Genomic DNA, 13081 nt, shown 5'->3' with positions numbered 1-13081 from the left:
GCGCGACATGGATCAGGCTTCCATAGCATATTCTGTCGGCCGCCCCACCCCGCCGGGGGTCGAATGAAGCCGAATTCATGCTGGAGCTTTTCTCGACTTGAGTCGTTATGGCTCAGCTTCGGCGCCATCCACGGACGGAGCCGGCGCCATGCTGTGGTCCCATTCGGCCACGAAATGCTCTAGTCAATGCGCTGCAGCTTCTAAAAGGACTTCCGCCCGCATGGGGACCGCCCTTCTTCTCGCCTTGGCCATGATGGGTCAGACCAACGCGCCGATCGCGCCCGCCGCGACCGCGCCGACCGACGACTATGGCTATGTCTCGTGGTGCTATGGCGCGCTGGGCGGCTATCTGGACCTCTATGACAAGGTGATGCCGGAGGTCACCCGGATCGAGAAGGCCTTCCCGGGCCCCGACGGCGTCGAGGCCTCGCTGAAGACCTATCCGGAGATGCGCGCCCAGGCCCGGACCGACATCAAGACCTTCACCAGCGCGATCACGGCGGCCGAGAAGGCCAGCCCGCGTCCGATCGCGGACTATGGTCGCGCGGCGATCAACCGAGGTCGTTCGGTCTGGGCCGGCTCGGACACCATCAACAAGGCGCGCCTGGCCCAGGTGTGGATGAGCTGGTCGCCGCCCGGCGATTGCGAGACCCGCGCCAAGACGCTGGAAAAGCGCTCCAACGTGCTGGGCAAGGCCCTGATCTACAACGCCGCCAAGCCGCTGGAGACCCCGTCGGCGACCCGCGCCGAGCCGACGCCTGCGCCGGAACTGGCGCCGCCCGCGCCCAAGGCCGAGCCGCTGATGGACCAGGCCCCGCCGCCGGCCGCGCTGGTGATCAAAGAAACGCCCCGGCCCCAACCGGCCGCCGCCAAGCCCCTCGTGACCAAGCCCGCCGCCAAGCCGCCCGTCGAGAAGGCTCCCGCCACCAAGCCGACGCCTGCCCCGACCGCGGCCAAGCCGGTCGCGGCGAAGCCCGCCGTCGCCAAGCCGGCGGCTCCCGCGCCGACCACGACCAAGGCTCCCGCCAAGGCCGAGATCATCATCGACTACGCCGATCCCAAGCCCTGCGCCGGCCGCCTCGAGCCCGCCAAGCGCAACGGCAAGGACGTGCTGATCTGCAAGCCGGACTGATCTGAAGATCCTCCCCCGTCAGGGGGAGGATTGTAGCGCTCCGCTCTCCGCCAGCGCCTTGAACCACGCGTAGGACGCCTTGGGCGTGCGCACGCCGGTGGCCCGGTCGTGCGCCACCAGGCCGAATTTCGAGGTGTAGCCTAGGTCCCACTCGAAATTGTCCAGCAGGGTCCACTCGAAATAGCCGCCGACCCGTGAACCGGCCTCGCGCGCGGCCAGCACCGCTTCCAGGTGCCGGCGCAGGTAGTTGATCCGGAACGTGTCCTCGATCACCGCCGGCCCCGTGCCGAACGGGTCCGAGCAGCCGTTCTCGGTGATCAGCACCAGCGGATTGCCGTACTGCGTGCGCACCCGCTCCAGCACCTGGTAAAGGCCCGACGGATCGATGTGGCGGCCAAAGGCGTCCAGCTCCGCGCCCTTGGGCGGATTGGCCGGTGCGATCTTGCTAGGGGAGGCCAGGTCCAGCCGCATATAGGCCGGCGCATAGTAGTTCACGCCCAGGAAGTCGACCGTCCGGCGGACCGTCGCCATGTCGCCGTCATGGACCAGGCCGTCCTTCATCAACTCGGCCAGCGGCTTGGGATAGGTCCCCTTGAACAGGGGATCGAGCCAGGCCTGGTTCCACAGCGCGTCCAGCCCGTCCGAGGCCAGGCGGTTCCAGAACGCTCCGCCCGCCGGTCGGCAGGGCTGCAGGGCCATGGTGGTGCCGATCGACAGATCGGTCCGCGCCGCCCGCAGCGCCTGGATCGCCAGGCCTTGCCCCAGGTTCATGTGGTGGACCACAGGTCCCAGCTGGTTGAAGTCCTTCAGCCCCGGCGCGTGCTCGCCCAGCACATGGCCGAACACCGCGTGCACCGCCGCCTCGTTGAGGATGATGTAGCGCTTGAGCCGGTCGCCCAGAGCCTCGACCACGGCGTGGGCGTAGTCGGCCAGGCGAAGGGCGGTGTCGCGGTTGGCCCAGCCGCCCTTGTCCTGCAGCGCCTGGGGCAGGTCCCAATGGAACAGCGTGGCGTAGGGCGCGATTCCCTTGGCCAGCATGACGTCGACCATCTTCGAATAGTGGTCGAGGCCGGCCGGATTGATCGCCCCCTCCCCGGTCGGCAGGATCCGCGACCAGGCGATCGAGAAGCGATAGGCGTCTAGCCCTGCTCCCGCGATCAGATCGATGTCTTCGGCATAGCGGCGGTAGCTGTCGGTGGCGACGCTGGCGTCCGAGCCGTCCTTGACGATCCCCGGCCGCTTGGAGAACCCGTCCCAGACGCTGGGCCCGCGCCCGTCGACATCCAGCCCGCCCTCGGTCTGGAAGGCGGCCGTGGCCACGCCCCAGATGAAGTCCCTGGAAAACTGGCGGGACTTGGGATGGAGTTCGGTGTCGGGCCTGCCCTCGCAACCGCTCAGGCCGACGGCCGCCCCGCTCAGCGCCAGAGCCGCGAGGCTCCTGCGGCTGACGCCTTGATGATCCACGTCTTTCCCTCCCGCTCGTCGGGAGTCGTCGCCCCCGTTCGAGGCGAGCATGACGTCAGAGAACGCCGGTTGACCAGCCTTCCCTTGCGACGGTCAGCGGCGCGTGCGGCTCGGGGCGGTTTCACGGGCGGGCTTGGCGCGAGCCTCGCGAACGGCGGCGATGGCGTCGGCCGGCATCGGGCGGCCCAGCAGGAAGCCCTGGAACTCGACGCAGCCCAGCTTCACCAGGATGTCGAACTGGGCCTGGGTCTCGACGCCCTCGGCCGTAGTCTTCAGACCCAGCGAGCGGGCCAGGCTGATGATGGCGCTGGCCACGGAGGCGGCCTCGCCCTCGGCCGTCAGGTTCGAGACGAACGAGCGGTCGATCTTCAGCTTGTCGATCGGATGGCGGCGCAGATAGGCCAGGCTGGCGTAGCCGGTGCCGAAATCGTCCAGCGCCAGGCGGAAGCCCAGACGCTTGATGCGGCGCAGGGCCTCGTGGACGCCGTCGCTGTCCTTGAGCAGGGCCGTCTCGGTGATCTCCAGCACGAAGGTCGAGGCCTGGGCGCCGGTCTCCAGCAGGGTGGCCTCGATCTCGTCGACGAAGCCGGGATTGCTGAGCTGCAGGGCCGAGACGTTGACCGACACCTCCAGGCCCGACCAGCGCAGGCTGTCGTAGCAGGCGCGGCGGAAGACCGAGCGTCCGATGGCGGCGATCAGGCCGGTGGTCTCGGCCAGCGGAATGAAAATGGCCGGCGAGATGTCGCCGCGCTCCGGATCGTTCCAGCGCGCCAGGGCCTCGACGCCGGTGATCACGCCGCGCGCGTCGGTCAGCGGGTGGTAGGCGACGGTCAGGCGCTCCTGCTCGATGGCCGCGCGCAGGTCGCGCTCCAGCGATTTGCGCAGGCGCAGGGCCGCGTCCATCTCGGGCTCGAAGAAGGCGTAGCGGCCGCGGCCGGCTTCCTTGGCGCGATAGAGGGCGACGTCGGCCTGGCGCAGCATCTCGGCCTGACCCTGGTCGGCGTCGGACACCACCGCCACCCCGACCGAGCACGACAGCTCGGCGCGGCCGATGGTCAGGTCCAGCTCGCCCGACAGGCCCTCGACCACGCGCTGGGCCAGGGTGGCGCAGCCGGCGGGATTGGTGTCGGGCTGGATGATGGCGAACTCGTCGCCGCCCAGGCGGCAGATGGTGTCGGTGTCGCGGCAGATGGCCTTCAGGCGACGGGCGACCTCGCGGATCACCTGGTCGCCGGCGTCGTGGCCGTAGCTGTCGTTGACCTCCTTGAAGCGGTCCAGGTCGATGCACAGCACGCCCAGATAGCCCGACTTGCGCTTGAGCAGCGCGTGGGCGTGGACCAGGCGGTCGGTGAACAGGGTGCGGTTGGCCAGGCCCGTCAGCGGGTCGTGCAGCGCCAGGTGCTTGGCCTCGGCTTCGCTGAGCAGCAGCTTCTTGGCGGCCTGGCGGGTGACACGGAACAACAGGAACGAGCCGATCGCGGCGGCCATGAAGGCCAGCAGCAGCAGGGGCGTGGCCTGGCGCAGCAGCTCGGCGCCCGGCCGGCGCGGATCCCAGCGCAGCACGATGCCCCGGCCGTCGGGGGCGCGGCTCAGCAGGGTCTGGGCGTTCTGGCCCTTGATCTGGTTGGCCGGCACGATCTCGATGCGGGCGTTCTTCAGCAGGAAGCGTTCGGAGAAGGCCTTCACCACACTGCTGGCCACCGGCATGCCCGAGACGATCAGCGGCGCGCGCTCGCCCTTGAGCTTGGCCTTCAGGTCGGGACGCACCAGCGACACGGTGATCATCACCGGCTCGCCGGCGACCAGCTCGACGCGGCCTTTGTGCACGGTGCGCAGCTGGGCGACCTTGACCGGATCCTTCTCGATGGCGCGAACGGCCTTGATCAGGCGCTGGGTCTGGGCCGAATAGATCTCGAAAGATTCCGGCGCGACGTCGGTGCCGTTCATGTGGCCGTAGATCGGCTTGTTGTCGCCATCCAGCACGAAGACGACGCTGTAGCCCAGGGCCCCGCCGATCGAGGCGCCGATGTTCTGGCTGGCCCACTCCAGGTCGAAGTCGTTGTCCAGCTTGTGAATCGCCTCGTCCCAGATGATGTACGGGTTGAGGGTGGCCTGGACCTCCTTGGCGCGCTGACGCAGGCCGTTGGCTACCAGGCTCTGTTCGTATTGGCGCTCGCGCAGGTCGGCCTGGCGGGTGGCGGTGAACAACAGGCCAGCGGCGAGCAGGATCATGCCCATCGCCATGCCGACGATCAGGCCGAAGATCTTCAGCTCGATGTTGTTGCTACGGTTCATTCCCCGGTCCCACCCGACCGGTCGCATGGTCCACGGCACTCGTTGTGAAACCCTTACCGTCGGGCGTCTTCGGACCTTTCGGCGCACATCGGTACGCTATTCTGGGTATGAGGCGCGAAAATGGGTCACGCGCGGCGCGGATCGGGGCCGTACTGATTGCTCCCACGCGTGCCGCCCAGGCACATCAGAACCAGATTGATCAGTCCCCCGATGAACGGGATGAAGGTCACCAGCCACCAGGCGAACGACAGGTCCGCGTCATGAAGACGGCGTGAGGTCACCGCCAGGTTGGGCAGCAGCAGGCCGATGGCCACCGCGCCGACGCCCATCACCAGGAACGGCGCGGACGCTCGTCCGGGCGGCAGCAGGGCGACCAGCCCGGCGACCACCGCAGCCAGCAAAAACCACTGCAACAGCACGAACAGCCAGTATTCCGAGCGCGAGGCCCGTCCGTCGAAGCGGGCGTACTTGACCAGCGGCGCGACGAGCAGCGGCACGCGCGGCGGCGTGACGGTTCGCGGCGCGACCGGGGCCGGCGAAGGCTCCAGCGTCAAAGGTTCGTCGTCGAAGCGGTGGGCGGGAACCGAGCGCTCCGTCGTCGAGGCGAAGGGATCGAACTCAGGCTCGGGCGCGAAGGGATCGACGGCGGGCTCGGTCGCCACGACTGGCGGCGGCGCGGCCGGAGCGGTCTCGAGCCGCATCTCCAAGGAATCGACCGCCGGCCCAGCGCGGGGCCCATAGCCATTGTCGCCTGGCGTGCCGGCCAGCAGGCCCAGCTCGACCAACGGCCACAGCTGCACGATCGGGATCAGGCCCACCAGCAGGAAGGCTCCGCTCCAGTTGCGGTCATGGCAGCGCCGGACCAAAGCCGCCAGCAGCAACCAGGTCGTCGGGATCATCGCGACCAGATAGGCCAGGCTGGCCAGCTGCTGCCAAAGCGCCCAGCCGACTTCCGGACCATCCAGCACGGCCAGCGGACGCCAGGCCGGCAGACCGGCCAGGCTCAACAGCCCCTCGGACGCCAGCGGCGCGGCGATCGCCAGTCCACCGACGAGCAGCGCCAGCCAGAAGCCGGACCGTCCGGTCCGACCTTCGAAGCTCGCCCAGCGTGCAAAATCAGACATCCCGGCCCTCACCACAGCTTTCCGTGGAGTGGACTGCAAGACGCCGGCCATCCCGAAACGAGACGTCGCGGCGATAAGATCTTAGGCCGCCGCCTCGCGGGCCCGGGCGTTAGGGTCGTAGTTGAGGATCGGCGACAGCCACTTCTCGGCCTTGGCGAGGTCCCAGCCCTTGCGGCGGGCATAGTCCTCGACCTGGTCCAGATCCACCTTGCCGACGCCGAAATAGTGGCTCTTGGGGTGGCTGAAATAGAGGCCCGAGACCGCCGCGCCGGGGCTCATGGCGTAGCTCTCGGTCAGGATCATGCCGGTGGCGGCTTCGGCGTCGAGCAGCTTGAACAGCGTGCCCTTTTCCGTGTGGTCGGGCTGGGCCGGATAGCCGGGCGCCGGGCGGATGCCCTGGTACGTCTCGGCGATCATGTGGTCGGCGTCGGCGTCCTCATCGGCGGCGTAGCCCCACAGCTCGACGCGGGCCTTGTAGTGCAGCCATTCGGCGAAGGCTTCGGCCAGGCGGTCGGCCAGGGCGCTGGCCATGATGGCGCTGTAGTCGTCGCCGGCGTCCTTGAAGCGCTTGACGATCTCGTCCTCGCCATGGCCGGCGGTAACGGCGAAGCCGCCGACATAGTCCGCGCCCTGCCCCACCGGCGCGACGAAGTCCGACAGCGCCGCGTTGGTCTTGCCGGCGCCCTTGTCCATCTGCTGGCGCAGGGTGTGCAGGCGCGACAGCTCCACGGTGCGGGTGTCGTCGGTATAGAGGACGATGTCGTCGCCCTCGGCCTGGGCCGGCCAGAAGCCGATCACGCCCTTGGCCCCGAACCACTTCTCGGCGACCACCTTGTCGAGCATCTCGCGGGCTTCGGCATAGAGCTCGGTGGCGGCCTGGCCGACCACGTCGTCTTCCAGGATCTGCGGGAAGCGGCCGATCAGCTCCCAGCTGGCGAAGAACGGCGACCAGTCGATGAACGGGACCAGCTCTTCGAGGCTCGGCTCGAAGGTGCGCGCGCCGATGAAGGTCGGCTTGGGCGGCGTGTAACCTTCCCAATCGATGGCGAACTTCTTCTGGCGGGCCTCGGCGATGCTGGTGCGGGCCTTGACCGTCTGGCCCCGGGCGTACTGCTCGCGAATGCGGACATATTCGGCCCGCGTCTCGGCCTGCAGGCGATCGCGCTCGCTGGCCGACAGCAGACCCGAGACCACGCCGACGGCGCGGCTGGCGTCCAGCACATAGGTGGTCGAGCCCTTGTGATAGGCAGGCTCGATCTTGACCGCCGTGTGGGTGCGGCTGGTGGTGGCGCCGCCGATCAGCAGCGGAATGGTGAAGCCCTGGCGCTCCATCTCCGAGGCCACGAACACCATCTCGTCCAGCGACGGGGTGATCAGGCCCGACAGGCCGATCATGTCGACGTTGTGCTTCTTGGCCTCATCGAGGATGCGGTCGGCCGGGACCATGACGCCCAGGTCGATGACCTCGTAATTGTTACACTGCAGGACCACGCCGACGATGTTCTTGCCGATGTCGTGGACGTCGCCCTTGACGGTGGCCATCAGGATGCGGCCGGCCTGCTCGCGTGGCTTGCCGGCCTTCTCGGCCTCCATGAAGGGTTCGAGCCAGGCCACGGCCTGCTTCATCACGCGGGCCGACTTGACCACCTGCGGCAGGAACATCTTGCCCGAGCCGAACAGGTCGCCGACCACGTTCATGCCATCCATCAGGTGGCCTTCGATGACATGCAGCGGTCGCTCGACCGACAGGCGCGCCTCCTCGGTGTCGGCGTCGATATATTCGGTGATGCCGTTGACCAGGGCATGGGTGATGCGCTCGTTCACCGTGCCCTTGCGCCATTCCAGATTGGCGGTCTGGACCTGGCTCTTGTCGCCCTTGTAGCGCGGGGCCATGTCGACCAGGCGCTCGGTGTTGGAGACGTTGGTGCGCTGCGGACGGTTGAGGATTACATCCTCGACGGCCTCGCGCAGTTCGGGATCCAGGGTGTCGTAGACCGGCAGGTCGCCGGCGTTGACGATGCCCATGTCCATGCCGGCCTCGATGGCGTGGTACAGGAACACCGAGTGGATCGCCCGGCGCACAGGCTCGTTGCCGCGGAAGCTGAACGAGACGTTCGACACCCCGCCCGAGATGCGGGCGTACGGGCAGCGCTTCTTGATCTCGCGCGTGCCCTCGATGAAGTCGACGGCGTAGTTGTCGTGCTCCTCGATCCCGGTCGCCACGGCGAAGATGTTGGGGTCGAAGATGATGTCTTCCGGCGGGAAGCCCACCTTGTCGACCAGGATGCGATAGGCCTTCTCGCAGATCTCGATCTTGCGGGCGGCGGTGTCGGCCTGGCCGACCTCGTCGAAGGCCATGACCACGACGGCCGCGCCGTAGCGCAGGCACAGCCTTGCCTGCTCGATGAACTTGGCCTCGCCTTCCTTCATCGAGATCGAGTTGACGATGGCCTTGCCCTGCACGCACTTCAGGCCGGCCTCGATCACCTCCCACTTGGAGCTGTCGATCATCACCGGAACCCGCGCGATGTCGGGCTCGGCGGCCATCAGGTTCAGGAAGGTGACCATGGCCACTTTCGAGTCCAACAGGCCCTCGTCCATGTTGACGTCGATGACCTGGGCCCCGGCCTCGACCTGCTGGCGCGCGACCGACAGGGCGGCCGGATAGTCGCCCTCGACGATCAGCTTCTTGAACTTGGCCGAGCCGGTGACGTTGGTGCGCTCACCGATGTTGACGAAGACGGGTCTCATGTTTGGCCGTTCAATAGGGACTGCAGAGCGGCGATCTGGGTGAGCCACGCATCGTGGTCCTCGCCCTCCTGCCAGAGTTCATCGAGTTCGGAGGCCGGACCGACCACGCGGGCCAGGGCCTTGCGGGCAAGGCTGGCCGCGCCTTCCGGCGGCGCGCCCATCTTGGCCTTCAGGTCGGCGTGGGTGTCGGGCAGCACCGAGGCCCTGCCGACGCACGAGGCGACCACCGCGGCGGCGGCCACGGCCAGTTCGCCCTCGGCCTCTTCCAGATAGCCGCTGACGCCGGCGGCGTGCTCCATCAGGGTCACGACCATGCGCCAGTCCGGCGCCTCGGTCAGGTCCTCGACGAAGTCGGCGGCCTCTTCGTTGTCGAAAGGTCCGGGAGCCCAGGCCGCCATCTCAGTTGGCCAGTTCGAACGGCTCGAGGCCCGCCAGGCGCATGGCCTTGGGACGCTCGGGGATGGCGCGCGGGGTGACGCCAGCGACGGCCTCGGCCACGTGGCGGATGTGGTCGGGCGTGGTGCCGCAGCAGCCGCCCAGGATGTTCACCAGGCCATCCGACGCCCATTCGTGCAGGGCGTGGCCGGTCTGGTGCGGCTCCTCGTCATATTCGCCCATGGCGTTGGGCAGGCCGGCGTTGGGATAGGCCGCGACCAGGGTGTCGGCGATGCGGGCCATCTCGGCGATGTGCGGGCGCATCAGGTCTGCGCCCAGGGCGCAGTTGAAGCCGACGGCGAACGGCTTGCAGTGCTTGATCGAGTTCCAGAACGCTTCGGCCGTCTGGCCCGACAGGGTGCGGCCCGAGCGGTCGGTGATGGTGCCGCTGATCCAGATCGGCAGCTCTTCATGGCCCTCGTCGCGCAGGTCGAGGATCGCCTTGATCGCGGCCTTGCAGTTCAGCGTGTCGGTGATGGTCTCGATCAGGAAGAGGTCGACCCCGCCCTCGTACAGGGCCGAGACCTGCTGGCGATAGGCCTCATAGACCTGGTCGAAGGTCACCTTGCGCGCGCCCGGATCGTTGACGTCCGACGACATCGACAGCATCACGTTCAGCGGACCGATCGAGCCGGCGATGAAGCGTGGCTTCTCCGGGTGCTCCCGCAGCCAGCGATCGGCCACTTGCCGGCCGATGCGCGCGCCTTCGTAATTGATGTCCCAGACGTCCTTCTCGCCGAGCCGATAGTCGGCCTGAGCGATGGTGGTGCCTGAGAAGGTGTTGGTCTCGGAGATGTCGGCGCCGGCGCTGAAATAGGCGTCGTGCAGCTCGGCCACGAGGTCGGGCCGGGTCAGGCACAGGACGTCGTTATTGCCCTTCATCTGGCCGTCGTAGTCGGCGAAGCGTTCGGCGCGGTAGTCGGCCTCGGCCAGCTTCTTCTTCTGGAACATCACGCCCCAGGAGCCGTCGAGGATCAGCACGCGCTGCTTGGCGGCGGCCTTCAGGGCGGCGATGCGGTTGGCCCGGATGGAAAAGTCGGTCATTTGCCCGCTCCCTGCTGACGCGCCAGCTCCTTGTTGAACGCGGCTTCCGACACGTCGACGAAGCGGTTCAGGTCGCCCGGATCGACGAAGGCGTTGTTGTCGCCGCGCAGCATCTTCTGGCGCTTGGCCAGCAGGTCGCCCTGCTCCTCATGGGCCGGCAGCATCACGTCGGTCGGGATGGCCCGCAGCTTGGCGAAGGTCGCGCGATAGTCGGCGACGATGCTCTTGTGGGTCTTGTTGCCGACTAGGACATTGCCGGCGACCGACAGCGAGCACGGGAAGGTCACGGCCAGCGGCCGGCCCTTCTCCGTCACCGAGGTGGTCCAGGACGTGCAGCCGATCGTGTGGCCCGGCGTGATGTGCGCGACCAGGCTGGTCTCGCCCAGCTTAAGCTTCTGGCCGTCGCCGAAGCCCTTGTCGACCTTCACCGCCGGGAAGGGAGTCAGGCCGTTGGCGTTGTCGCCGAAGTGCTGGCCCTTCTCGAGCGCCGGCTCGTCCAGGCGCGAGGCCCAGACCTTGGCGCCGGTGTCGGCCTTCAGCTGGGCCATGCCGCCGGCGTGGTCGAAGTGGGCGTGGGTGTTGATGAGGATCTTCACGTCCGTGAGCTTGAAGCCCAGGGTCGCGATATTGCCCTCGATCAGCTTGGCGCCCTCTGCCGACGGACCGCTGTCGAGCAGCACATGGCCCTCGGACGAGGTGATCAGCCAGGCCGACAGCCCCTCGGAGCCGACATAGTAGATGTTGCCGACCACGCGGTAGGGCTTCAGCGGTCGGGTCCAGTTGCTGTTGTCGGCGTTCGCCACGCCAAACGCGGCGAAGCTCAGCGCCAGGGCGATGCTGAGGGCTTTCATGCGGCGACCTCCGAAGACGCTGGTTCGCGCTCGCGCACGCCCAGCACGCGGCAGATCGCATAGACCAGATCCGCCCGGTTCAGGGTGTAGAAGTGGAAATCCTCGAAGCCCTGCTCCTGCAGCTTGGCGCACATCTCGGAAGCCACCGAGCAGGCGATCAGGCGGCGGGTCTCGGCGTCGTTGTCCAGGCCATCGAACAGGTTGGCCAGCCAGGTCGGCACCGCCGTCTGGCAGGCCTGGGACATCTTCTTCAGGCCATTGAAGTTGGTCACGGGCATGATCCCGGGCACGATCGGGATGGTGATCCCGGCCGCGCGGACCTTGTCGTTGAAGCGCAGGAAGGCGTCGATGTCGAAGAAGAACTGACTGATCGCCAGGGTCGCCCCGGCGTCGACCTTCTGCTTGAGCACCTCAATGTCGTGCTCGATCGACGGGCTCTCGGGGTGCTTCTCGGGATAGACGCCGACCAGCACCTCGAACGGCGCGATGCCGCGCAGGGCCTTGGTCAGCTCGGTGGCGTTGGCGTAGCCGTCCTCACGCGGGACATAGACGCCCCCGATGCCGCCCTCGGTCGGGGGCGGATCGCCGCGCAGCGAGACGATGTGGCGAACGCCCGTCTCCCAATATTCGCGGATCACCTCGTCGACCTCGTCGCGGCTGGCGCCGACGCAGGTCAGGTGGGCGGCGGGCTTCAGACTGGTCTCGTCCAGGATGCGCTTGACGGTGCGGTGCGTGCGCTCGCGCGTCGAGCCGCCGGCGCCGTAGGTCACCGAGACGAAGGCCGGATCCAGAGGAGCCAGGCGCGTGATGGCCTGCCACAGGCTTTCTTCCATCGCCGGGGTCTTGGGCGGGAAGAACTCGAACGAGACGCGCGGACGACCGCCGCCCTGGCTCTGGCCGCGCTCGCCGGCGCGGGCGACGGGACCCAGAACACGACGTGTGGGCGGAAGGGTCATGCGGCGCTCCTTTCAACGGAAGCAGCGGCCGGACGGCGCGCCGTCCAGATCTTGACGGTGAGGCCCTCGTCGGACGACGGCGGCAGGGCGATGTTGCTTTCCAGGCGCAGGCCGGCGGCCTCCAGCCAGGGGATGATCTCGGCGTCCTCGAAGCCCAGGCGGCGATGCTGATGGGCCTCGCGCAGGAACTCGTGGTCGTGGGGGGCGAAGTCGGCGATCAACAGCAGGCCGTCCTGGGCCACCAGCCGAGCGGCCTCGGCCACGGCGGCGGCCGGATCGCCCAGATAGTGCAGGACCTGATGGACGGTGACGAGGTCGGCGCAGCCGCCCGGCAAGCCGGTGGCGAAGATGTCGCCGTGGCGCAGCTCGCAGCGCGCCAAGCCCGCTTTCGACACCTCGTCGCGAGCGATGTTGAGCATCTGTTGCGACAGATCCAGCCCCAAGGCCGAACCGGCCCGCTGGCCCAGCAGGGTCAGCATGCGGCCCGCGCCGGCGCCCAGGTCGACCAGCTCGTCGAAGGGCCCCTCGCCCGCCGCGCGCAGGATCGCCGCCTCGACCTCGGCCTCGTCGACATACAGCGAGCGGATCTCGTTCCAGCGCGCGGCGTTGCGGGCGAAATAGGCCTGGGCGCCGGTCGAGCGCTCGGCCCGCACCTGGGCCAGCTTGTCGGCGTCGGCGCGCACGGCCGGGTCGGCGTCGTCGATCAGGTCCAGGGCGTGCCCGATCAGGTGACGCCCCGGCGACTTGCTGGCCAGGCGATAGAAAACCCAGGCCCCGTCGGGGAATCGCTCCACAAGCCCGGCCTCGGCCAGCAGCTTCAGGTGCCGCGACACCCGGGGCTGGCTCTGGTCGAGGATGCGGCACAGCTCCAGCACCGACAGCTCCTCGGCAGCCAGCAGGGCGAGCAACCGCAGGCGCGTGGACTCACCCGCCGCGCGCAGCACTTCGACAACCTGTTCGGCCGATAGCTTCATAAGGACATAAAGATATCTTTATGTCCGATTTGGCAAGCTGAAATTGATCCCACCA

The 13081-nt window shown here is 68.1% G+C and carries 10 protein-coding genes; 1 reads left to right on the top strand and 9 read right to left on the bottom strand.

Features of this window, described 5'->3' with window-relative positions; translation table 11 throughout:
* The first annotated feature begins 220 nt into the window (after positions 1-220).
* Entirely contained in the window at positions 221-1132 is a 912-nt protein-coding gene (locus AC1RUS_RS02760) for a hypothetical protein (protein ID WP_492912777.1), read from the top strand.
* A gap of 18 nt (positions 1133-1150) precedes the next feature.
* Here AC1RUS_RS02760 and AC1RUS_RS02755 read toward each other — a convergent pair whose 3' ends face one another.
* The 9 genes from AC1RUS_RS02755 to AC1RUS_RS02715 form a co-directional block, all read right to left on the bottom strand.
* Positions 1151-2596: a GH1 family beta-glucosidase gene (locus AC1RUS_RS02755; protein WP_492912775.1), complete on the bottom strand. Its 1446-nt coding sequence runs from the start codon at positions 2594-2596 to the stop codon at positions 1151-1153.
* A gap of 93 nt (positions 2597-2689) precedes the next feature.
* Positions 2690-4891, bottom strand: a complete 2202-nt coding sequence (locus tag AC1RUS_RS02750; RefSeq protein WP_492912773.1) for a bifunctional diguanylate cyclase/phosphodiesterase — start codon at positions 4889-4891, stop codon at positions 2690-2692.
* Between the two features lie 125 nt (positions 4892-5016).
* Positions 5017-6015 (bottom strand): DUF805 domain-containing protein, encoded by a 999-nt coding sequence (locus AC1RUS_RS02745; protein ID WP_492912771.1) that lies wholly within the window; start codon positions 6013-6015, stop codon positions 5017-5019.
* A gap of 81 nt (positions 6016-6096) precedes the next feature.
* Positions 6097-8766 (bottom strand): methionine synthase, encoded by a 2670-nt coding sequence (gene metH, locus AC1RUS_RS02740; protein WP_492912769.1) that lies wholly within the window; start codon positions 8764-8766, stop codon positions 6097-6099.
* Positions 8763-9164, bottom strand: a complete 402-nt coding sequence (locus AC1RUS_RS02735) for a DUF4259 domain-containing protein (protein ID WP_492912767.1) — start codon at positions 9162-9164, stop codon at positions 8763-8765. The genes metH and AC1RUS_RS02735 overlap by 4 nt, the downstream gene beginning before the upstream one ends.
* A gap of 1 nt (position 9165) precedes the next feature.
* Positions 9166-10245 (bottom strand): homocysteine S-methyltransferase family protein, encoded by a 1080-nt coding sequence (locus AC1RUS_RS02730; RefSeq protein WP_492912765.1) that lies wholly within the window; start codon positions 10243-10245, stop codon positions 9166-9168.
* The gene (blaCAU, locus tag AC1RUS_RS02725) at positions 10242-11096 is read right to left on the bottom strand and encodes a CAU/MBL1b family subclass B3 metallo-beta-lactamase (protein ID WP_492912763.1); all 855 of its coding nucleotides are present in this window, start codon (positions 11094-11096) and stop codon (positions 10242-10244) included. The genes AC1RUS_RS02730 and blaCAU overlap by 4 nt, the downstream gene beginning before the upstream one ends.
* Positions 11093-12052, bottom strand: coding sequence for a methylenetetrahydrofolate reductase [NAD(P)H] (gene metF / locus AC1RUS_RS02720; protein ID WP_492912761.1), 960 nt, complete (start codon positions 12050-12052; stop codon positions 11093-11095). The genes blaCAU and metF overlap by 4 nt, the downstream gene beginning before the upstream one ends.
* Entirely contained in the window at positions 12049-13026 is a 978-nt protein-coding gene (locus AC1RUS_RS02715) for an ArsR/SmtB family transcription factor (protein WP_492912759.1), read from the bottom strand. Before AC1RUS_RS02715 ends, metF begins: the two co-directional genes overlap by 4 nt.
* Positions 13027-13081: the final 55 nt, after the last annotated feature.

Source organism: Caulobacter sp. GW821-FHT10F06 (assembly GCF_058809215.1).
The sequence above is the reverse complement of the archived record's forward strand: the minus strand, read 5'-3'. Positions and strand labels throughout refer to the sequence as shown.

Bases quoted from the DNA above. Each gene is read 5' to 3' on its own strand.
- AC1RUS_RS02745 (WP_492912771.1), bottom strand. From the start codon at position 6,015: ATGTCTGATTTTGCACGCTGGGCGAGCTTCGAAGGTCGGACCGGACGG.
- blaCAU (WP_492912763.1), bottom strand. From the start codon at position 11,096: ATGAAAGCCCTCAGCATCGCCCTGGCGCTGAGCTTCGCCGCGTTTGGC.
- AC1RUS_RS02715 (WP_492912759.1), bottom strand. From the start codon at position 13,026: ATGAAGCTATCGGCCGAACAGGTTGTCGAAGTGCTGCGCGCGGCGGGT.
- AC1RUS_RS02760 (WP_492912777.1), top strand. From the start codon at position 221: ATGGGGACCGCCCTTCTTCTCGCCTTGGCCATGATGGGTCAGACCAAC.
- metH (WP_492912769.1), bottom strand. From the start codon at position 8,766: ATGAGACCCGTCTTCGTCAACATCGGTGAGCGCACCAACGTCACCGGC.
- AC1RUS_RS02730 (WP_492912765.1), bottom strand. From the start codon at position 10,245: ATGACCGACTTTTCCATCCGGGCCAACCGCATCGCCGCCCTGAAGGCC.
- metF (WP_492912761.1), bottom strand. From the start codon at position 12,052: ATGACCCTTCCGCCCACACGTCGTGTTCTGGGTCCCGTCGCCCGCGCC.
- AC1RUS_RS02750 (WP_492912773.1), bottom strand. From the start codon at position 4,891: ATGAACCGTAGCAACAACATCGAGCTGAAGATCTTCGGCCTGATCGTC.
- AC1RUS_RS02735 (WP_492912767.1), bottom strand. From the start codon at position 9,164: ATGGCGGCCTGGGCTCCCGGACCTTTCGACAACGAAGAGGCCGCCGAC.